This window comes from Streptomyces geranii, assembly GCF_002954775.1.
GTDB lineage: Bacteria > Actinomycetota > Actinomycetes > Streptomycetales > Streptomycetaceae > Streptomyces > Streptomyces geranii.
On the sequence record NZ_KZ672952.1, the window covers coordinates 700,201 to 719,021 of the forward strand.

Consider the following 18,821-nt stretch of genomic DNA (forward strand, 5'->3'; position numbering starts at 1 on the left):
CTAGCCTCTCCTGAGTTTACTTTCACATACTCAGCAAGTAGCGTCGTCACCAGCACCTGGACCCCCGATGAGGACCACACAGAAAGGGCGGCCGTCATGAGGGCATTCGTCGTCGAGAAGTACGGCAAGGACGGCGCACGCGCCGCGGAGGTTGCCGAACCCGCGGTCGGGGAGCGCGACGTCCTGGTCAGAGTGAGCGCCGCCAGCATCAATCCGCTGGACAAGATGGTCCGCAACGGGGAGTTCAAGCAACTCCTCAAGTACAAGCACCCGTTCGTCCTCGGCCACGACGTGGCGGGTGTCGTCACGCGCGTGGGCTCCGCCGTGCACAGCTTCGAGGCCGGCGACGAGGTCTACGCCCGGCCGCGCGACCTGCGGATCGGCGGCTTCGCCGAGTACATCGCGATCGACGTGGACGACGTCGCGCCCAAGCCGGCCTCGCTCACCCTCGACGAGGCGGCGGCGGTCCCGCTGGTGGCCCTGGCCGCCTGGCAGATCCTCGTGGAGCGCGGCCAGGTGAAGCCGGGCCACAAGGTCCTCGTGCACGCCGGTGCGGGCGGCCTCGGGTCGACGGTCGTCCAACTCGCCAGGCACCTGGGCGCCGAGGTGGCGACGACCACCTCCCCCGACACCGAGGAGCTGGTCAGGAGCCTCGGCGCGGACATCGTGATCGACTACACCAAGGAGGACTTCTCCCAGGTACTGTCCGGCTACGACCTCGTGCTGGACTCCGTGGGCGGCGCGAACCTGGAGAAGTCGCTGACCGTGCTGAAGCCCGGTGGCCTGGCCGTCGGGGTCGTCGGCCCGCCGGACGCCGGGTTCGCCAAGCAGCTCGGCGCCCCCGCGTTCCTCGGGTTCGTCATGAACACCCTAAGCCGCAAGATCCGTAAGCGGGCCAAGGCCCTGGGCGTGCGCTACCAGTTCTTCTTCATGGAGGCCAACGGCTCCCAGCTGCGCAAGCTCGGCGCCCTCTACGACAGCGGCCAGCTCCGCCCGGTCATCGACACGACGTTCCCCTTCGACCGGACGCTGGAAGCGCTGGAGTACGTCGAGCAGGGCCGCACCAAGGCCGGCAAGGTCGTCATCTCGATGGCACGCGAGAGCGACTGACACCGGGCCGGGGCCACCGGAACACTCAGGCCGGCGGCATCCGCCCGCCTTCCGACGCGCGCTCCCAGACGGGGTTGCGGTCCTTGTCCACGAGGGCCGCGCGGACGCCCTCCAGGAAGTCCGGCGTACGGATCGTCGTGCGCGCCAGGGCCAGTTCGGCGTCGAGGCACTCGCGCAGCGTCCGCCGCCTGCCCCGGCTCAGCAGGGCGTGCGTGATCTCCAGGCTGTGCGGCGAGGCGGCCTCAAGTGCGGCCAGGGCCGAAGCGGCCCAGGGTGTGTCGAGGCCGCGCAGGCGCTTCTCGATCCCGCCGAGGGTCGGCGCGCTGAACGCCCGGTCCACCTCCCCTCGTACCGCCGCGAGCCCGCTCTCCCCGACCGGGGACCGTCCGGCGAGGCGGTTGAGTACGACGTCCACCGGGTCGCCGGGGTGGTCGGCCAGGGCGTCCGCGACCGCGTCGATCCGGTCCGAGGGGACGAAGTGCGTGGCCAGCCCGGTGTACAGGGCGTCGGCCGCGTCGAGGCGGTGTCCGGTCAGCCCGAGATACATGCCGATCGCGCCGGGCAGCCTCGGCAGGAAGTAACTGGCCCCGATGTCCGGGAAGAACCCGATCCCGGTCTCGGGCATCGCCAGCACCGCGCGCTCGCTGACGACACGGAAGCCGCCGTGCACGGACAGCCCGAGCCCGCCGCCCATGCACACCCCGTCGACGAGCGACACGAACGGCACGGGATATCCGGCGATCCGGGCGTTGAGCCGGTACTCGGAGGCGAAGAACCGCTCACTGGCCTCGGCGTCCCCCGCGAGGCTGTGCTCCCAGATCGTACGAATGTCTCCGCCGGCGCAGAACGCCTTCCCACCGGCGCCCGCGAGCACCACGGCGGTCGGCGGGCCGCCCTCCCAGTCGGCGAGCGCGCTGTCGATCGCGGCGACCATGCCGGTCGTGAGGGCGTTGAGCGCCTTGGGCCGGTTCAGCAGGATCCGGCCGACGCCCCGGTGGACCTCGGTGAGTACGTCGGCCGGAGCGGTGTCGGCGGCGCCAGGGGTGGGCATCGTGCGTCAGGGCTCCTTGCTCGCCGGGCGTCTGCGTCGGCGTCGTACATCGGGGGTCAGGCGTAGATCCGCGCGTAAAGGTCCTGGATCTCGTCGGCGGTGGGTACGACGGGGTTGTTGGCGGGCGATCCGGACGCGAGCGCCTGCAACGCCATGAGGGGCGTCAGGCGCAGCCACTCGCCCTTGTCGATGCCGTGGGCCTGGGATGTGGGCACCTCAAGATCCTCGCACAGGGCGCGGGGCGCCTCCACGAGCTTCCCACGCCTCCGAGGAGCACCTCACTCGCCGAGGAGTTCGGCATCCGGCTCCCCATCGCCCTGGCCATCCGCCGCGAGGCCGTGACCCACCCCGCCGTACGCACCGTCTGGACCGCGCTGCGGCACGAGGTCGCCGAACGGGCCGCGGAGCTGCTCCCGGAGTGACCTCCGGCCTCTGGGGGTTGTTCAGGGTGACTCACACCCATCTGAGTTTACTTTTCTATACTCAGCTTGTAGCGTCAGGACCAGCACATCGATCCGGCCGCGCGCGGAGAACGGGCGTGGCGGCCATCCCGAGAAGGGGCACCACCATGGGAGTAAGCAAAGAGGCACACGAGTTCGCGGACTTCCTCGCGAGCGTGAGCGCTAAGTCCGCGACCCCGGGCCTGGACCTGGGCATCGTCCGCGACATCGTCGACTCCAACCACAAGGCCTCGACCGAACCGGAAGGCGTCACCTACGCCGAGGTCGACGCCGGCGGCGTGCCCGCGCTGTGGGCCATCCCCGAGGGTGCCGACCCCGACCGGGCGCTGCTCCACTTCCACTTCGGCGGATCGGTCACCGCCTCCATGCACTCGGACCGCAAGGCCGCCGGCCACATCGCGAAGGCCGCCGGTGCCCGCTCGCTCGTCGTGGACTTCCGCCTCGCGCCCGAGCACCCCTACCCGGCGCAGCTCGACGACGCCGAGACCGCGTACCGCTGGCTGCTCTCGCAGGGCTACGAGCCGCGGAACATCGGCAGCACCGGCCACTCGATCGGCGGCACCCTCGCGGTGATGCTGCCGCTGCGCCTGCTGGCGAAGGGCGAGGCGACCCCGGGCGCGATCGTCAGTGTCTCGCCGTGGACGGACCTCACCCTCCAGAACCCGGCGGTCGACGAGAACGAGGAGAACGACAAGATGCTCAGCCGGGGCATCCTGGAGCTCTTCCGGGGCGCCTGGCTGCAGGACCCGGCGGTGGACTTCGCCTCGCCCGAGATCAGCATCGCGAACGCCGACCTGACCGGCCTGCCGCCCACGATCGTCTACTACGGCGCCTACGAGACCCTCGCCGACGACGGCGCCCAGCTGGGCCGGCGCCTCACCGACGCCAAGGTCACCACCGAGACCCGTGCACTCCCCGAGGGCCAGCACTCCTTCGTCCTGGGCGCGGGACGCGTCCCCGAGGTCGACGAGGCCATCGGGCAGATGGGCCAGTGGCTGCGCAAGCACCTCGGCGCCTGAACAGAGGCCCGCGCCCGGCCCCGGGTCCCCTCCCCCGGGCCGTCGGACCACCGCGATGCCGGTGACCGGAGCAGCGATCCCCGGCATCCCGCTCGGTCGCACCGCTCGACCCTGCCGCCGGGCGTGCGGTACTTGTGTCCGGCACCGTTTCCGCACGCCGCAACGCCCCGCCCCTCGATGCCACAAAGGAGTGCGCGATGGGAACGTACGAGGATGTCTTCCGCGCCAGTACCGAGGACCCGGAGGGGTTCTGGCTCAAAGCGGCGGAGGGCATCGACTGGGATGTCGCTCCGCACCGCGCCCTGGACTCCTCGGGGGCGCCCTTCCACCGCTGGTTCCCCGACGGGCGGCTCAACGTCTGCTTCAACGCGCTCGACCGCCATGTCGAGGCCGGCCGCGGCGAACAGGCCGCGCTCGTGTACGACTCGCCCGTCACCGGCGCTCGCCGCACCTACACCTACGCCCAACTCCGGGACGAGGTCGCGGTGTTCGCGGGAGCGCTCGCGCGGCTCGGGGTGGGGCACGGGGACCGTGTGGTCGTCTACATGCCGATGGTCCCCGAGGCCGTGATCGCCATGCTGGCCTGCGCGCGTCTCGGCGCGGTCCACTCGGTCGTCTTCGGCGGCTTCGCCCCGCGCGAACTCGCCCTGCGCATCGACGACGCGGCCCCCAAGGTGGTCGTCTCCGCGTCCTGCGGCATCGAGGGCAAGCGCGTCATCGCGTACAAGCCGCTGCTCGACCGGGCGATCCAACTCGCCGTCCACAAGCCGGAGAAGAGCGTGATCCTGCAACGCCCGCAGGAGCAGGCCGAGTTGGGTCCCGACGATCTCGACTGGGCCGAACTGGTCGCCGCCTCGGCCCCGGCCGACTGCGTTCCCGTCGCCGCCACCGATCCCCTCTACATCCTCTACACGTCCGGAACGACCGGGAAACCCAAGGGAGTTGTGCGCGACTGCGGCGGTTACGCGGTCGCGCTGCACTGGTCGATGGGGGCCGTCTACGACGTGGGTCCGGGCGAGACGATGTTCACCGGTTCCGATGTGGGCTGGGTCGTGGGGCATTCGTACATCGTCTACGGGCCGCTGCTGGCCGGTGCGACGACGGTCCTTTACGAGGGCAAGCCGGTCGGTACGCCGGACGCGGGCCAGTTCTGGCGGGTCGCCGCCGAGCACCGGGTGCGGACCATGTTCACGGCGCCCACCGCCTTCCGGGCGATCCGTAAAGAGGACCCCCGGGGGACCCTCACCGCCGACCACGACCTGACCGGTCTGCGCCATCTCTTCCTGGCGGGTGAGCGTCTCGACCCCGAGACGTATCACTGGGCGAGCGAGCTGCTGGGCATCCCGGTGATCGACCACTGGTGGCAGACCGAGACCGGCTGGCCCATCGTCGCCAACCCGGTGGGCATCGAGGCCGCACCCGTCAAGCCGGGCTCCCCCACCCGTCCGCTGCCCGGCTGGGACGTCCGCGTCCTGGACGCCTCGGGCGAGCCGGTCCCCGCCGGTACCGACGGCGCGATCGTCGTGCGGCTGCCCCTGCCGCCCGGCGCGCTCCCCACGCTCTGGCAGGACGACGACCGGTACATCGCCTCCTACCTCTCCGCCTACCCCGGCTACTACCTCACCGGCGACAGCGGCCACATCGACGCCGACGGCTATGTCTTCGTCATGGGCCGCACCGACGACGTCATCAACGTCGCCGGGCACCGGTTGTCCACCGGCAGCATGGAGGAGTCGCTGGCCGCCCATCCCGATGTCGCCGAATGCGCGGTCATCGGCGTCGCCGACGCCCTGAAGGGACAGGTGCCACGCGGCTTCGTCGTCCTCAAGGCAGGCGCCGACCGCGACCCCGGCGAGGTCGAGGCGGAACTCGTCCAGCTCGTACGCGACCGGATCGGCGCCGTCGCCTCCCTCAAGGACGTGGCGGTGGTGGCCGCGCTGCCCAAGACACGCTCGGGGAAGATCCTGCGCAAGACGATGCGCGGCATCGCGGACGGCCACGACGAGCCGATCCCCTCCACCGTGGACGACGCCGGGGTCATCGAGGCCCTGCGTCCGGTTCTCCGCCGGACGGACACCGCCACCGACTCCGCCTCCGACACCACCGCGTGAACGGCCGCACCGGAGCCTGAGCGGGCCGCGCCGGGCGCTTCCGCAGGGAGTTCTCTCTCCCACGGCAGCCACCAGACCGCATGATATTATGTTCATACTTCAATAGCGGAATGCCCGCCCCTTTGCGAACAACCACCCATAACCCAAGGACTCCCCCATGCTCAACGCCCTGTGGAACCCGGCCACCGTCGGAGAGATCGCACTGCCGCACCGGCTGGCCATGGCCCCGCTGACCCGCAACCGCGCCACCCCGGACGGCGTGCCGACCGAGTTGAACGCCGAGTACTACGCCCAGCGCGCCTCGCACGCGCTGATCATCACCGAGGGCACCCAGCCCTCCGCCGACGGCCAGGGCTACCCGGTGACCCCCGGCATCTACACCGACGAGCACATCGCCGGCTGGCGCAAGGTCACCGACGCCGTGCACAAGGCCGACGGACGCATCGTCATCCAGCTCATGCACGCCGGACGCATCGCCCACCCGGACAGCACCCCGCACCACCGGCAGCCGGTGGCCCCCTCCGCGATAAAGCCGGCCGGTGAGACCTTCACCCCGACCGGGCTGCAGGAGATGCCGGTACCGCGCGCGCTGTCCACCGAGGAGGTCTCCGCTACGGTCGAGGACTTCCGGCGTGCCGCCGCTGCCGCCATCGAGGCCGGCGCCGACGGCGTCGAGATCCACGGCGCCAACGGCTATCTCGTGCACCAGTTCCTCTCCACGAACACCAACCAGCGCACCGACGTCTACGGCGGTTCCGTCGAGAACCGGATCCGCTTCGCGGTGGAGGTGGCCACGGCGGTGGCCGACGAGATCGGCGCAAGCCGCACCGGCATCCGCATCTCCCCCGCCAACCTCTTCAACGACATCGCCGAGAGCGACACCCACGAGCTGTACCCGGCGCTCGTAAACGCCCTCGCGCCCCTCAACCTGGCCTACCTGCACATCGCTCACGGCGGCGACGAAGACCTCCTGCACACCCTCCGCAAGCTGTGGCCGACCACGCTGGTCCTCAACCGGGCCGGCGCCGACATCACCGACCGCGCCAAGGACGTCGAGGACGGCGTGGCCGATGTCGTCACCGTCGGCACCCTGGCGCTCGCCAACCCGGACCTCGTCGCCCGCCTGCGCACCGGCGCACCCCTCAACAACCCCGACCCCGCCACCTTCTACGGCGGCGGAGCGGCCGGCTACACCGACTACCCGACGTACAGCGCCTGACGCCCACACAGACCGGCGCCCGAGGGACCCCCGCCCTCGGGCGCCCCAACACGAGTGCGGCGTACGGCGGTTGGGTGACCCGAGAAGTCATCGGTCACCCAACCGCCGTACGCCGCACTGGTTGTCGCGCTCGGGTCAGCCCCGGGCGGGAGGCACCGGGAAGAGCATGCAACTGCTGGTGGCGTGCGCGAGCAGCCGGTCCGTCCCGTCGACCAACTGGGCCTGGGCGAGGGCGGTTTGGCGGCCCTTGTTGATGATCGTGCCGATCGCGCGCACCCGGCCCGTGTCCACGGTGATCCGCCGCAGGAACTTCACCGTCAGGTCGAGCGACGTATACGCCATGCCCTGCGGGAGGGTGGACTGGACGGCGCATCCGGCCGCCGAGTCGAGCAGGGTGGCGAAGATGCCGCCGTGCACGCTGCCGATCGGGTTGTAGTGCTCCTCACCCGGCAGCAGGGAGAAGACCGCCCGGCCGGGTTCCACCTCGTCGAGGGTGAAGTCGATGGAGTAGTTGATGGGCGGCCCTGGCATCCGTCCCTGCTGCAGTTCGCGCAGGAAGTCGATACCGGCCATACGCCCGGCGGCCTCCGCCAGGATCGCGGGATCTTCCCATTGATATGTACGCGTCCGTCCCACGACCGAGCACCTTCCGTCTGACTTTTACAAACGAAGCTAGCTGCCCGCGCAGCTGACTGTCAACGACGAAGCCAGCCCCTTACGATGGCGGCATGGAGTGGCTTGAGGCGAGCACGGAGAACTGCCCCGTCCAGCGCACGCTCGACGTGGTCGGGGAGAAATGGACGCTGTTGATCCTGCGGGACGCCGTCAACGGAGTCCGCCGCTTCGACGACTTCCACCGCCATATCGGCCTGTCGGAGGCCGTCCTCAGCGACCGCCTACGGAAGCTGATCTCGGCCGGCGTCCTCAGGACCGTCCCGTACCGGGAGCCGGGCAGCCGCGCCCGCAACGAGTACCGGCTGACCCGTAAGGGCTGGGACCTGTGGCCCGTACTGATGGCCCTGAGCCAGTGGGGCGAGAAGCACGCCCTCGGCGCGGAGGGCCCGGTCCTGGACATCCGGCACACCGACTGCGACGCGCCGGTCCGGGTCGTCGTCGAGTGCTCCGGGGGGCACTCGGCCCTCACACCCGCGGAGGTAACCGCGCGGCTGGGCCCCGGCGCCCGCCCCATGGCGTGAGCCGAACACCGCCGGCCGCCAGCCGCTGGCCACATGCCGCGAGTCGGCGGCCAGTATCGGTCGACATTACATATCGACCGTAATATTACATGCGTCAGGCCATGGATTACCCTTGGGTTCGGCAAGGGTCTGCCCCTCTGACTGAGCGAATGGAGAAAGCTCGTGGTGCGTTACGCCAAGGAGCACAAGCAGGTGACGCGGCAGCGCATCATCGAGAAGGCCGGTCAGCGCTTCAAGCAGGACGGCATCGACGGCTCGGGCATCTCCACGCTGATGTCGGACGCGGGGCTCACCAACGGCGCCTTCTACGCCCACTTCACCTCCAAGGACGACCTCGTCGCCCATGTCGTGGCCGAGGAACTGCGTACCCAGGTCGCGAGGTACGGCACCCTGCGGCCCGGTCGGCCGGGTCTCGAAGACCTGATCCGCGAGTACCTCTCCCCCGAGCACCGCGACCACCCCGGCCTCGGCTGCCCCTCCGCCGCCCTGCTCGACGAGGTCGGCCGCTGCGAGGCCGGCACCAAGCAGGCCTACACCGACGGTGCGCGGGACATCGTTGCGGAGATCGCCGCCCGGCTGGCACCCGAGGATCCGAAGTCGGCGCGCGGCACGGCCATCGGGCTGTTCACCATGCTGGTGGGGACGTTGCAGCTGTCCCGGGCGCTGGCGGACGGGAAGTTCTCCGACGAGGTGTTGGAGCGGGGGATCGAGAACGCGCTCGCGCTCATGGGGTGAGGCGGTGCCGCGCAGGAGGGGTGCGACATCCTCGGCGCCCAAGCCTCTCGACCTCGGGGCTCTCGGGCTCTCGGGCTCTCGGCGCCCAGGGTTGAAAAGTGACGGTGCTTCACGCCTGCCACCGTCCCCGTCCGCCGTCCCCCCGCCTACCGCTCCAGGAACTCGACGGCCGTCTCGACGAACTGCTGGTGGAACTGGAAGATGCCGCCGTGCCCGGCGTCGGGGTAGATCACCAGCTCGGCGTTCGGCAGCCGGCGCGCGAGGTCGGCCGAGTTCTTCGACGGCACCATCCGGTCGCTGTCACCGTTCGCGACGAGCACGGGCTGGGTGATGCCGGAGAGGTCCTGGGGCTTCTCCAGACCCCAGCGGTGGATGGCCTTGAGCTGGTTGTTGTACGAGATCGGGGACATCGCCTTGTCGCGGTCGGCGGTGCGCTCCTTCAGTCGCCCCAGGAACTCCTTGCCGGCCTTACGACCGCCCGCGGTACGGGTGAAGAAGAGGAACTGCTTCGGGTCCTGGAAGGTGAGCAGGGCGCGGGCGGTGTCGAGATGGGACAGCACCGTCACGTTCTTGATGCCGTCGCCGCCGGCGGGACCGGTGCCGGTGAGGATCAGCTTGCGGACGAGCTGCGGGTCGGTCCGCACGATCACCTGGGCGATCATGCCGCCCATCGAGAAGCCGTGGATGTCGACCTGCTCCAGGCCCAGCGCCCGGATGAAGGTGACGGCGTCCCTGGCCATCTCCTGGATGGTGCGCGGGGTCGAGCCGGTGGACGTACCGACGCCTCTGTTGTCGAAGGTGATGACCCGGCGCTTGGCGGCGAAGCCGTCGACGACCCGGGGGTCCCAGTTGTCGAGGACCCCGTAGAGGTGGTTGAGGAAGACCACCGGGACACCGGACCGGGGGCCCAGTTCGCGGTAGGAGAAGGTCACTCCCCCGGCGGTGACGGAACGGGTCTGCGCGTTCTTGTACGACGTCACGATGTCGCCTCGTACGTCCTGGGAGTCACTCATGGTCATGCCCTTCGGCGTGGGGATGCGCTTCCCGGCCGCGGGTGCGGCCGGCGGGGTCGACGATCGGAGACCGAGGGAGCAGGAACCCTGAGCGGTTGAGTTCCCCGGCTTCTCGTCGACTATTAGATTATGACCATACTTTAATGAGTCCGCAAGCCGCCGGGGGTCGCGCGGGTTCCACTTGACGGTCGACAAGACCTAGAGATTACGATCATCAGATGACCACTCAAGCGCTCGTATTCGATGTGTTCGGCACGGTCGTGGACTGGCGTTCGGGCGTCGTGCGCGACATCCGACGGCTGATGCCCGAGGTGGACGCCGAGGCGTTCGCAGACGTCTGGCGGGGCCGGTATCTCCCGTCGATGGACCGGGTACGGCGTGGCGAACTGCCCTGGACCAACCTCGACGACCTGCACAGGGCGTCACTCGACGAGCTACTGGTCGAGTTCGGCGTGCCGGATGCGCCCGAGACCGTACGGGCCGAACTCGTGCACGCCTGGCACCGGCTCGACCCCTGGCCGGACTCGGTCGCCGGGCTGGAGCGGTTGAAGAAGCGGTTCGTCATCGCCTCGCTGTCCAACGGCCACGTCGCGCTGCTCGTGAACATGGCCAAGCACGCCGGACTGCCCTGGGACACCGTCCTGTCCGCCGAACTCTTCGGGCACTACAAGGGCGACCCCGAGGCCTACCTGGGCGCCGCACGACTGCTCGGACTCCAGCCGGAGCAGGTCACGATGGTCGCCGCCCACGTCGACGACCTCGCCGCCGCCCGGGCGTGCGGTCTGCGCACCGCCTACGTGCACCGCCCGCTGGAGTTCGGCCCGCAGGCCGCCGTCCCGCCGCCGAGCAGCGACCCGGAGGCCGATGTCTCGGTGGACTCGCTGACGGAGCTGGCGGAGCACTTCGGCGCCTGAGGCTCACCTACGGCGGCGGCTTCGGCGAGCGGCTCGCAGTGATCCGACGGGCACACCCACGTCAATTACATTACGTTCGCAATACAATAAGTCGAGGGGAGCCCCACGCGGAGCGAGCGACCCCATCCGAGCACGAAGGAGCGCCCATGCGGTACGGGAAAGAGCACAAGCAGGCGACCAGACAGCGGATCGTCGCGGCGGCCGGGCGCCGGTTCAAGCGGGACGGCATCGACGGCTCGGGCATCTCGGCCCTCATGAAGGACGCCGGGCTGACCAACGGCGCCTTCTACACCCACTTCACTTCGAAGGACGACCTGGTGGCCACCACGGTCGCCGACCAGCTGCGGACACAGAACGCGAACATCGTCACCCAGGCCGCGCCTGGCCGGGCCGGCCTGGAGCAGATCGTGCGGTGGTATCTGTCGGCCTGGCACCGCGACAGCTCCGACGAGGGCTGCCCCTCCGCCGCCCTGCTCGACGAGATCCGGCGCTGCGCCGATCCGACCAGGCGGGCTTACACGGACGGCGTGCTGATGGTCATCGACGGCATCGCCGCCCGCCTGGCCCCCGACGATCCGATCTCGGCCCGCACCAAGGCGCTCAGCGCCTACGCCATGATGGCCGGCACCCTCCAGCTCTCCCGCGCCCTCGCCGACCGGCAACTCGCCGACGAGCTGCTCAAACAGGGCATCGACAACGCCTTCACCCTGCTCGGCATCGGGCAGGGACAGGAGCTGGGGCGGGGACAGGGGCAGGGGCACTCCCGGGCGGCCGTCCGACCCGACTCCCGCACCGGACACGCACCCCAGGCTCGACTTGCGGCTCCCGGGCACGCCACTTAATCCTATGGCCGTAATCTAATAAATCTCGGGCCCGAGATGCGGAGACGACGACGAGAGCCCGAGTACGCGGAGGCGGGGCGTACCAAGACCGGGAAGGTCGTCGTCACGATGACCTGACGGAACACCGCCCTGCCGGTCGGCCGAGTCCGTCACGAGTAGATCCGGGAGCGGCTGCTCGTCGCGTGCACCGACCACTCGCTCGAACACGGGCTCCCCGACCGGCTGGAACCGCTGGCCAGGGCCGCGGGCACCTCCAGCCGGATGCTGATCTACCACTTCGGCACCCGTGACGCGCTGCTCCGCGAGATCCTCGGCCAGGCCAGACAGCGTCAGCTCAAGGCCTTCACCGACCTGATCAGCCTGCGTCCCGACGAGCCCTACCCGACCACCCTGGCCCGTGCCTGGTCCGCGATCTCCGGCCCGGAGGGCGAGCCCTACCTGCGGATATTCAGCCGACTGCACGACACCGCGGGAGAACCCCTCTGGCCCGGCTTCCGGCGGACGGCGACCACCGACTGGCTCGCACCCCTGGAGGCAGGCATGGGCAGCCTCGGGCGCCCCGAACTGGCCACCGTCGTACTCGCCGTGATCCGCGGCCTCCTCATGGACCTGGACGCGACCGGCGACATCCGCCGCACACACCAGGCCTTCCACGACTTCCTCACCACGATCGACGGCGCCTGAGCGCCTGCCTCTGACCTGATGAGCACTGCGCTGAGCGACTAGCGCCGCACCCGGGGCATCCCCAGCCCGATCCACGAGATGATCTCCCGCTGGATCTCGTTGTTGCCGCCCCCGAAGGTGAAGATCACCGCCGAGCGGTAGCCGCGTTCCAGTTCGCCGTGGAGTATCTCGCCCGCCGAGCCCTCCTTCAGCGCGCCCGGGGCGGCGACGATCTCCAGGAGCCAGGCGTAGGCCTCGCGGCGGGCCTCGGAGCCGTACACCTTGACCGCGGAGGCGTCCTGCGGGGTGAGGGTGCCTTCCTGGACGGCGTTCACCATCTGCCAGTTGAGGAGTTTCATCGCGTCGAGCTTGGTGTGGATCTGGGCCAGCCGACGCCGGACCCAGGGCAGGTCGACGACGCGGCGGCCGTCGGCGAGCTTGGTCTCCATCGCCCAGCGCTGTACGTCGTGCAGCGAGCGGATGGCCATCGTGCCGTGGGCGGCGAGGGTGACGCGCTCGTGGTTGAGCTGGTTGGTGATCAGTCGCCAGCCCTGGTTCTCCTCGCCGACGCGGTGGGCGACGGGGACGCGGACGTTCTCGTAGTAACTGGCGGTGGTGTCGTGCGAGGCGAGGGTGCGGATGAGGGTGCAGGAGTAGCCGGGGTCCGTGGTCGGCATCAGGAGCATGGTGATGCCCTTGTGCGGCGGTGCCTCCGGGTCCGTACGGACGGCCAGCCACACCCAGTCCGCGGTGTCGCCGTTCGTCGTCCAGATCTTCTGGCCGTTGACGACGTACTCGTCACCCTCCCGCACCGCACGCGTCTTCAGAGCGGCCAGATCGGTGCCCGCCTCCGGCTCGCTGTAGCCAATCGCGAAGTCGATCTCGCCCGCGAGGATCTTCGGCAGGAAGTACGACTTCTGCTCGTCGCTGCCGTACTTCATGATCGTCGGACCGACGGTGTTGAGGGCCATGAGCGGCAGCGGTACGCCGGCCTGGGCGGCCTCGTCGAAGAAGATGAACTGTTCCATCGGGGTGAGCCCGCGGCCCCCGTACTCCTTCGGCCAGCCGACGCCGAGCCAGCGGTCGCTGCCGAGGCGGCGGATGGTCTGGCGGTAGAAGCGTTTCTGGGTGGCCGGTTCGCCGAACCGCGAGTAGGCGCGGTCCGGCACCAACTCCGCGAAGTAGGCGCGCAGTTCGGTGCGCAGCCGCTGCTGCTCGGGCGTGTATTCGAGATGCACGGCGCCTCCTGCTGGCTCCCCTGGGCCGGACCTGTCGGCGCACACGGTAGAACGTGTTCCAGAAATTGGGAATGGCGGTGCGTGGACGGATACGCGGGCAGGTCGCACGGTTCCCCGCGCCCCTGCGGGGGCGTTCATGGCCGGCGCTCGGCGCATACAGTGGCGCGACCGGAGGCCGAGGACGAACGTGGGAGCGAGCGGATGACGAGCCGAGTGCTGTTGATCTCACCGGCGATCAGCGCGGCCCTGCGGGAGGCCCGTTTCGACGACGACTGCCCGCTGGACGCGTCGGGGCTGCGGCTCGCCCGGGCGGCGGCGGGGACGCTGCCGCCGGTCTCCCGGGTGTGGGTCTCCCCCACCGTGCGCTGCCGGGAGACGGCGGCGGCACTGGGCCTCGACGCCGGTCCGGAGCCGGGTCCGGCCGCTCTGGACGCGGGCCGTTGGCGCGGTGCGACCCTGGCCGAGGTGACGGAGAAGGACCCGGAGGGGCTGGCCCGGTGGCTGACGGACCCCCTGTCGGCCCCGCATGGCGGCGAGTCGGTCGGCACGCTGTGCGACCGGGTGGCGCGCTGGCTGGACGACACGGCCGCCCAGGTCACCGGCCGGTCCGTCGCTGTCGTCGAGCCGGAGGTCGTACGGGCGGTGACGGTACGGGTGCTGGGGGCGCCCGAGTCGGCGTTCTGGCGGGTCGACGTGCCGCCGCTGACGGTCACGGAGGTGAGCGGTCGGACGGGGCGCTGGAATCTGCGGGTGGGGCGGCAGCTCGTCGCTTCGCACGGGGAGCACGATGAGCCCAACGCGCCCAATGCGGCCAAGGAGCCCGAGGAGCAGGGCGCGGAGTAGAGGCGCTCGGGTTGTTGGGCAGTGGCGGCCCGGCGGTTCCTCAGGCCGCGTCCCGCTCCTGCCCGGGGGCCGGCGCCGCCAGCGTCCGTACGAAGTCCGCGCATGCCTGTGCGCACTCGCGGCAGGCCTTGGCCGCGTCCCCGGCCCCGAGGTGGTCGTCGAGGAGCTGGGCGGTCTCCAGGCAGACCGTGCGGCACCACTCCAGCTGGACGCGGAGCGCGGCCTCGTCCTGGGGCGCCTGTTCGGAGAGCAGTCGGCAGGTCGCGTCGCACACCTCCGCGCACAGGATGCCCTTACGGCGTACCAGGGCGTCGTCCGTGGACCCGTCCGGGTCGACGAAGCTCGCGCGCAGCGCGGACGTCCGTGCGCACTCCGTGCAGGCCTGGGCGCAGACGAACCGGTCCTCCAGGAACCGGAAGAGTTCCTCCTGCGAAGGCGCGGACGAGGCTGAGGACGAAGACATATGTGTGGTCTCGGTCGTAGGGGTCACTTCGAACGGGTTGCCGCAGCCGGGCCCGTCAAACCCCGGCCGCGCTCTTGCGGTCAGCTGTCGTAGTCGACGGTCAGGGTCTCCGAGACGGGGAACGACTGGCAGGTCAGGACGTAGCCCGCATCGACCTCGGCGGGTTCGAGGGCGTAGTTGCGGCGCATGTCGGCCTCGCCCGAGGTGACCAGGGCCCGGCAGGTGCCGCAGACGCCGCCCTTGCAGGCGAACGGCAGGTCGGGGCGGGTGCGCGCGGCGCCGTCCAGGACGGTCGACTCCCGGGACAGCGCGGTCGTGGTGGAGCGGCCGTCGAGGGTGATCGTGACGCGGCTGACCGGGCCCTCCAGCACGGCGTCCGTGTGCTGGACCTGGCGGAGCTGCTGGTCGTCGGCGTAGAAGAGTTCCTGGTGAACCCGGTTCGCGGGCACTCCGAGCCCGGTCAGCAGCCGCTGGGCGTCGCGGACCATGCCGTGCGGTCCGCACAGCCACCAGTGGTCGGTGCCGGGGACGTCGACGAGGCCGGCGAGCAGCGCGGCGAGCCGTTCGGCGTCCAGGCGGCCGGAGAGCAGCTCGGCCTCGCGCGGTTCGCGTGACAGTACGTGGCCCAGCTGGAAGCGCGTACGGTACAGGTCCTTCAGGTCCGCGAGTTCGTCGGCGAACATCACGGTGTCCGTACGCCGGTTGCCGTACAGGAGGGTGACCTGTGAGCGGTCGTCGGCGGCGAGGACCGACTCGGCGATCGACATCATCGGAGTGATGCCGGAACCGGCGGCGATCAGGACGTGCCGGCCGGGGGCGGTCAGGTCGGGGGTGAAGGCGCCGGTCGGGGTCATCACGTCGAGGACGTCACCCGGGCGCACCTCGTCGACCAGCCAGGACGAGAACAGGCCGCCGGGCACCACCCGTACGCCGATCCGCGGCTGCTCGCCGACGGGGGCGCAGATCGAGTACGACCGCCGCTCCTCACGCCCCTCGAACTCGCGGCGCAGGGTGAGGGACTGCCCGGGTGCGAAGGCGTACTCGGCGGCCAGGGCGTCCGGCACCTCGAAGCCGACGGTGACGGCGTCCGCGCACAGCCGTCGTACGTCGGCGACCTTCAGGGCGTGGAAGACCGGGCGGCGGCGGGCGGTGGCCGGAGTGGCGCCACCGGCCGCCGGGGCCTGGGTGCTCGGGGAGACGGTCGCGGCCATCAGATCTCCTTGACGTACTCGAACGGCTCGCGGCAGGCACGGCAGCGCCACAGGGCCTTGCAGGACGTGGCGGCGAACCGGGAGGTCTCCTCGGTGTCCGCCGAGCCGCAGCGGGGGCAGGGGACTGTGCGCCGGGTGGGCAGCAGCGAGAGGGTGACCGGGCCGCGGGGGGCGGCTGCGGGCGGGGCGATGCCGTGTTCGGTGAGCTTGCGGCGGCCCTCCGGGGTGATCCAGTCGCTGGTCCAGGGCGGGTCGAGGACGGTACGGATCTCCACGCGCGCGTACCCCGCCGCGCGCAGCCGGGTGGCGACTCCGGCGCGCATCTCGGCCATCGCCGGGCAGCCGGAGTAGGTCGGGGTCAGGCTTGCCACCACCGTGCCGTCGCCGGTGACCTCCACGCCGCGCAGGACGCCGAGGTCGGCGAGGGTCAGCATGGGCAGCTCGGGGTCGGGCACCCGCTCGGCGATGCTCAGGGCCCGCCGGACGTCCTCGGCCGCTGTCGCGGTGACGCTCACCATGTCGCCTCCGGGTGGGCGCGGGCCACGCTCTGCAACTCGGCGAGCAGCGGCACCAGATGCCCGGTGTGCCGTCCGTCGCGCCCGGCGCCGGGCGCCGGCGGCACCGGCGGCAGGGTCAGCCCGGCGGCCTCCGTGACCTGCCGCAACACCTCGACGACCTCGCTCCGGACGTCGTACGCCGTGAACAACTCGTCGAGATTCGGGGTCACTTGGTCGAAGGCCGTGCGCATGCGCCGCCGGGACTCCTCGGTGCCGTCGCCGAGGCGGACGGCCCATTCGGCGGCGTACTGGCGGTGGTACGTCAGCTCCTTGGCGCCCTTCGCGGCGATCGCGGCGAGCACGGGGTCCTGGTGCGCGGCGAGCCGTTCGAAGTGGGCGAGGCGCCAGCTGGACAGCACCAGGAGCCGCGCGACGGAGAACGCGAAGTCCCCGATGGGCAGTTCGGCCAGGGTCACGTTGCGGAAGTCGTCGGCGTCCCGGAAGTAGGCGTACGCGTCCTCGCCGCGCCCGGTGCCGTCGACCTGACCCGCGCGCGCGTAGAGCAGCCGGGCCTGGCCGAGCAGGTCGAGGCCGATGTTGGCGAGCGCGACCTCCTCCTCCAGCTCGGGGGCGCGGGTGCACCACTCGGCGAGCCGCTGGGCCGACACCAGTGCGTCGTCGGCGAGTTCGACGCAGGTCGCGGCCAGTTCGACGGGGTCCACGCCCTCGGGCACGGTCGTGTCGACGCCGTGCAGCGGGTCCTCGAACCCGGTGCCGAAGGCCCAGCGGGCGTCGCTGCCGTCGTCGTGGCCCTCGGCGAGGGAGAGATAGACGTGGTCGTCGTCGTGCGCGCTGTCGCTCATGTCCGCTGCTCCTTTCCTCTGGTCCTCGGGCTAGATGTGCGGGACGTCGTCGGGGATGTCGTAGAAGGTCGGGTGGCGGTAGACCTTGTCGGCGCTCGGCTCGAAGAACGGGTCCTTCTCGTCGCGCGAGGAGGCGGCTATGTGCTCGGAGCGCACCACCCAGATGCTCACCCCTTCGTTGCGCCGGGTGTACAGGTCGCGCGCGTGGGTGAGGGCCATCCGGTGGTCGGCCGCGTGCAGCGAGCCCACGTGGACGTGGTTCAGGCCGCGCTTGCCGCGGACGAACACCTCGTACAGCGGCCACTCGTTCGAAGACGTTCTGTCGCTCATGCGGTTGACTCCTTCGTGGCACGCTCGTGCTGCTTGGCAGCGTGTGCGGTGGCCGCCTCGCGGACCCAGGCGCCCTCCTCGTGGGCGGTCCGGCGCCGAGTGATCCGTTCGGTGTTGCAGGGGCCGCCGCCCTTGATGACGCGCATCAGCTCGGCCCAGTCCGGGGTGCCGAAGTCGTGGTGGCCACGCTCCTCGTTCCAGCGCAGCTCCGGGTCGGGCAGGGTCACACCGAGTTTGTCGGCCTGCGGGACGGTCATGTCGACGAAGCGCTGACGGAGTTCGTCGTTGGTGTGCCGCTTGATCTTCCAGGCCATGGACTGCGCGGAGTTGGGCGAGGCGTCGTCGGGCGGGCCGAACATCATCAGGGAGGGCCACCACCAGCGGTCGACGGCGTCCTGGACCATCTCCCGCTGCGCAGTCGTACCGCGCATCATCGTCATCAGCAGTTCGTAGCCCTGGCGCTGGTGGAAGGACTCCTCCTTGCAGATCCGCACCATCGCGCGCGCGTACGGCCCGTACGACGACCGGCACAGCGGGACCTGGTTGCAGATCGCGGCGCCGTCGACGAACCAGCCGATCACGCCGACGTCGGCGAAGCTCAGCGTCGGGTAGTTGAAGATCGACGAGTACTTCTGGCGGCCCTCGATGAGCCGCTCGGTGAGGTCCGCGCGGTCGGCGCCCAGTGTTTCGGCGGCCGAGTACAGATACAGCCCGTGTCCGGCCTCGTCCTGGACCTTGGCGAAGAGGATCGCCTTGCGGCGCAGCGAGGGCGCGCGGGTGATCCACTCGCCCTCCGGCTGCATGCCGATGATCTCCGAGTGGGCGTGCTGGGCGATCTGCCTGACCAGCGTCTTCCGGTAGCCCTCGGGCATCCAGTCGCGCGGCTCGATCCGGCGGTCCCGCGCGATCGTCACCTCGAAGTGCTCCGCGAGCGGCTCCTCGGCCGCCTGCCCGGCACCGCCCGCGTCCGAGGCGGCGGAGTGTGTCGTCGTCATCGATACCCGCTCCCCAACCGACCATTCGTTCGGTACCCAGTGTGACG

General features: G+C 70.6%; 21 protein-coding genes and 1 pseudogene. 11 read left to right on the forward strand and 11 right to left on the reverse strand.

Features of this window, described 5'->3' with window-relative positions; genetic code table 11:
• The first annotated feature begins 96 nt into the window (after window positions 1–96).
• Complete coding sequence (locus CW359_RS02920; protein WP_105968073.1) at window positions 97–1,110, forward strand: NADP-dependent oxidoreductase; 1,014 nt, start codon at window positions 97–99, stop codon at window positions 1,108–1,110.
• Window positions 1,111–1,135: 25 nt separating this feature from the next.
• Here the strand turns inward: CW359_RS02920 and CW359_RS02925 are convergent, their stop codons facing one another.
• The gene (locus CW359_RS02925; RefSeq protein WP_105968074.1) at window positions 1,136–2,161 is read right to left on the reverse strand and encodes an enoyl-CoA hydratase/isomerase family protein; all 1,026 of its coding nucleotides are present in this window, start codon (window positions 2,159–2,161) and stop codon (window positions 1,136–1,138) included.
• Between the two features lie 56 nt (window positions 2,162–2,217).
• Window positions 2,218–2,376, reverse strand: a complete 159-nt coding sequence (locus CW359_RS45105) for a hypothetical protein (protein WP_157968469.1) — start codon at window positions 2,374–2,376, stop codon at window positions 2,218–2,220.
• Here CW359_RS45105 and CW359_RS02930 point away from each other — a divergent pair.
• The 4 genes from CW359_RS02930 to CW359_RS02945 all read left to right on the forward strand — a co-directional run bounded on the left by CW359_RS02930 (window position 2,356) and on the right by CW359_RS02945 (window position 6,971).
• Window positions 2,356–2,583, forward strand: coding sequence for a hypothetical protein (locus tag CW359_RS02930; protein ID WP_105968075.1), 228 nt, complete (start codon window positions 2,356–2,358; stop codon window positions 2,581–2,583). The two genes, CW359_RS45105 and CW359_RS02930, sit on opposite strands and share 21 nt — an antisense overlap.
• 146 nt (window positions 2,584–2,729) lie before the next feature.
• Window positions 2,730–3,641, forward strand: coding sequence for an alpha/beta hydrolase (locus CW359_RS02935; protein WP_105968221.1), 912 nt, complete (start codon window positions 2,730–2,732; stop codon window positions 3,639–3,641).
• Between the two features lie 197 nt (window positions 3,642–3,838).
• Complete coding sequence (locus tag CW359_RS02940; protein ID WP_105968076.1) at window positions 3,839–5,752, forward strand: propionyl-CoA synthetase; 1,914 nt, start codon at window positions 3,839–3,841, stop codon at window positions 5,750–5,752.
• A gap of 157 nt (window positions 5,753–5,909) precedes the next feature.
• Window positions 5,910–6,971, forward strand: coding sequence for an alkene reductase (locus tag CW359_RS02945; protein ID WP_105968077.1), 1,062 nt, complete (start codon window positions 5,910–5,912; stop codon window positions 6,969–6,971).
• Window positions 6,972–7,106: 135 nt separating this feature from the next.
• On the opposite strand, the gene CW359_RS02950 is transcribed toward CW359_RS02945, so the two are convergent.
• Window positions 7,107–7,607, reverse strand: a complete 501-nt coding sequence (locus tag CW359_RS02950) for a PaaI family thioesterase (RefSeq protein WP_105968078.1) — start codon at window positions 7,605–7,607, stop codon at window positions 7,107–7,109.
• A gap of 92 nt (window positions 7,608–7,699) precedes the next feature.
• Between CW359_RS02950 and CW359_RS02955 the strand changes: the two genes are divergently transcribed.
• Both CW359_RS02955 and CW359_RS02960 read left to right on the forward strand, forming a co-directional pair.
• Window positions 7,700–8,167 carry a winged helix-turn-helix transcriptional regulator gene (locus CW359_RS02955; RefSeq protein ID WP_105968079.1) on the forward strand — a complete coding sequence of 156 codons (468 nt, stop codon included), beginning with the start codon at window positions 7,700–7,702 and terminating at the stop codon, window positions 8,165–8,167.
• A gap of 162 nt (window positions 8,168–8,329) precedes the next feature.
• The gene (locus CW359_RS02960; protein ID WP_105968080.1) at window positions 8,330–8,902 is read left to right on the forward strand and encodes a TetR/AcrR family transcriptional regulator; all 573 of its coding nucleotides are present in this window, start codon (window positions 8,330–8,332) and stop codon (window positions 8,900–8,902) included.
• 146 nt (window positions 8,903–9,048) lie between these two features.
• Here the strand turns inward: CW359_RS02960 and CW359_RS02965 are convergent, their stop codons facing one another.
• Complete coding sequence (locus tag CW359_RS02965) at window positions 9,049–9,915, reverse strand: alpha/beta fold hydrolase (protein ID WP_105968222.1); 867 nt, start codon at window positions 9,913–9,915, stop codon at window positions 9,049–9,051.
• A 218-nt stretch (window positions 9,916–10,133) separates the two neighbouring features.
• On the opposite strand from CW359_RS02965, the gene CW359_RS02970 reads away from it, so the two are divergent.
• From CW359_RS02970 to CW359_RS02980, 3 genes and pseudogenes are all read left to right on the forward strand, one after another.
• The gene (locus CW359_RS02970) at window positions 10,134–10,829 is read left to right on the forward strand and encodes a haloacid dehalogenase type II (RefSeq protein WP_105968081.1); all 696 of its coding nucleotides are present in this window, start codon (window positions 10,134–10,136) and stop codon (window positions 10,827–10,829) included.
• A 146-nt stretch (window positions 10,830–10,975) separates the two neighbouring features.
• Window positions 10,976–11,542 (forward strand): annotated as a pseudogene (locus CW359_RS02975) (TetR family transcriptional regulator); the annotation flags it as partial.
• Window positions 11,543–11,932: 390 nt separating this feature from the next.
• Window positions 11,933–12,355 carry a TetR/AcrR family transcriptional regulator gene (locus tag CW359_RS02980; protein ID WP_232838183.1) on the forward strand — a complete coding sequence of 141 codons (423 nt, stop codon included), beginning with the start codon at window positions 11,933–11,935 and terminating at the stop codon, window positions 12,353–12,355.
• 38 nt (window positions 12,356–12,393) lie between these two features.
• On the opposite strand, the gene CW359_RS02985 is transcribed toward CW359_RS02980, so the two are convergent.
• Window positions 12,394–13,572, reverse strand: a complete 1,179-nt coding sequence (locus CW359_RS02985; protein ID WP_105968084.1) for an acyl-CoA dehydrogenase family protein — start codon at window positions 13,570–13,572, stop codon at window positions 12,394–12,396.
• Window positions 13,573–13,773: 201 nt separating this feature from the next.
• Here CW359_RS02985 and CW359_RS02990 point away from each other — a divergent pair, with 201 nt between their 5' ends.
• Window positions 13,774–14,415, forward strand: coding sequence for a histidine phosphatase family protein (locus tag CW359_RS02990; RefSeq protein WP_105968085.1), 642 nt, complete (start codon window positions 13,774–13,776; stop codon window positions 14,413–14,415).
• A 40-nt stretch (window positions 14,416–14,455) separates the two neighbouring features.
• On the opposite strand, the gene CW359_RS02995 is transcribed toward CW359_RS02990, so the two are convergent.
• From CW359_RS02995 to paaA, 6 genes are all read right to left on the reverse strand, one after another.
• A complete protein-coding gene (locus CW359_RS02995; protein WP_105968086.1) occupies window positions 14,456–14,878 on the reverse strand; it encodes a four-helix bundle copper-binding protein in 423 nt (140 codons plus the stop codon).
• Between the two features lie 80 nt (window positions 14,879–14,958).
• The gene (paaE, locus tag CW359_RS03000) at window positions 14,959–16,089 is read right to left on the reverse strand and encodes a 1,2-phenylacetyl-CoA epoxidase subunit PaaE (RefSeq protein ID WP_105968087.1); all 1,131 of its coding nucleotides are present in this window, start codon (window positions 16,087–16,089) and stop codon (window positions 14,959–14,961) included.
• A complete protein-coding gene (paaD, locus tag CW359_RS03005) occupies window positions 16,089–16,607 on the reverse strand; it encodes a 1,2-phenylacetyl-CoA epoxidase subunit PaaD (protein ID WP_105968088.1) in 519 nt (172 codons plus the stop codon). The genes paaE and paaD overlap by 1 nt, the downstream gene beginning before the upstream one ends.
• Entirely contained in the window at window positions 16,601–17,449 is an 849-nt protein-coding gene (gene paaC, locus CW359_RS03010) for a 1,2-phenylacetyl-CoA epoxidase subunit PaaC (protein ID WP_105968089.1), read from the reverse strand. The genes paaD and paaC overlap by 7 nt, the downstream gene beginning before the upstream one ends.
• Before the next feature lie 30 nt (window positions 17,450–17,479).
• Window positions 17,480–17,779 carry a 1,2-phenylacetyl-CoA epoxidase subunit PaaB gene (gene paaB / locus CW359_RS03015; RefSeq protein ID WP_105968090.1) on the reverse strand — a complete coding sequence of 100 codons (300 nt, stop codon included), beginning with the start codon at window positions 17,777–17,779 and terminating at the stop codon, window positions 17,480–17,482.
• The gene (gene paaA / locus CW359_RS03020) at window positions 17,776–18,774 is read right to left on the reverse strand and encodes a 1,2-phenylacetyl-CoA epoxidase subunit PaaA (protein WP_105968091.1); all 999 of its coding nucleotides are present in this window, start codon (window positions 18,772–18,774) and stop codon (window positions 17,776–17,778) included. Before paaA ends, paaB begins: the two co-directional genes overlap by 4 nt.
• Window positions 18,775–18,821 lie beyond the last annotated feature (47 nt).

Coding starts and splice junctions, on each gene's coding strand:
- CW359_RS02920 (WP_105968073.1), top strand. CDS start 97: ATGAGGGCATTCGTCGTCGAGAAGTACGGCAAGGACGGCGCACGCGCC.
- CW359_RS02925 (WP_105968074.1), bottom strand. CDS start 2,161: ATGCCCACCCCTGGCGCCGCCGACACCGCTCCGGCCGACGTACTCACC.
- CW359_RS02935 (WP_105968221.1), top strand. CDS start 2,730: ATGGGAGTAAGCAAAGAGGCACACGAGTTCGCGGACTTCCTCGCGAGC.
- CW359_RS02940 (WP_105968076.1), top strand. CDS start 3,839: ATGGGAACGTACGAGGATGTCTTCCGCGCCAGTACCGAGGACCCGGAG.
- CW359_RS02945 (WP_105968077.1), top strand. CDS start 5,910: ATGCTCAACGCCCTGTGGAACCCGGCCACCGTCGGAGAGATCGCACTG.
- CW359_RS02955 (WP_105968079.1), top strand. CDS start 7,700: ATGGAGTGGCTTGAGGCGAGCACGGAGAACTGCCCCGTCCAGCGCACG.
- CW359_RS02965 (WP_105968222.1), bottom strand. CDS start 9,915: ATGAGTGACTCCCAGGACGTACGAGGCGACATCGTGACGTCGTACAAG.
- CW359_RS02970 (WP_105968081.1), top strand. CDS start 10,134: ATGACCACTCAAGCGCTCGTATTCGATGTGTTCGGCACGGTCGTGGAC.
- CW359_RS02980 (WP_232838183.1), top strand. CDS start 11,933: ATGCTGATCTACCACTTCGGCACCCGTGACGCGCTGCTCCGCGAGATC.
- CW359_RS02990 (WP_105968085.1), top strand. CDS start 13,774: ATGACGAGCCGAGTGCTGTTGATCTCACCGGCGATCAGCGCGGCCCTG.
- CW359_RS02995 (WP_105968086.1), bottom strand. CDS start 14,878: ATGTCTTCGTCCTCAGCCTCGTCCGCGCCTTCGCAGGAGGAACTCTTC.
- paaE (WP_105968087.1), bottom strand. CDS start 16,089: ATGGCCGCGACCGTCTCCCCGAGCACCCAGGCCCCGGCGGCCGGTGGC.
- paaD (WP_105968088.1), bottom strand. CDS start 16,607: ATGGTGAGCGTCACCGCGACAGCGGCCGAGGACGTCCGGCGGGCCCTG.
- paaC (WP_105968089.1), bottom strand. CDS start 17,449: ATGAGCGACAGCGCGCACGACGACGACCACGTCTATCTCTCCCTCGCC.
- paaB (WP_105968090.1), bottom strand. CDS start 17,779: ATGAGCGACAGAACGTCTTCGAACGAGTGGCCGCTGTACGAGGTGTTC.
- paaA (WP_105968091.1), bottom strand. CDS start 18,774: ATGACGACGACACACTCCGCCGCCTCGGACGCGGGCGGTGCCGGGCAG.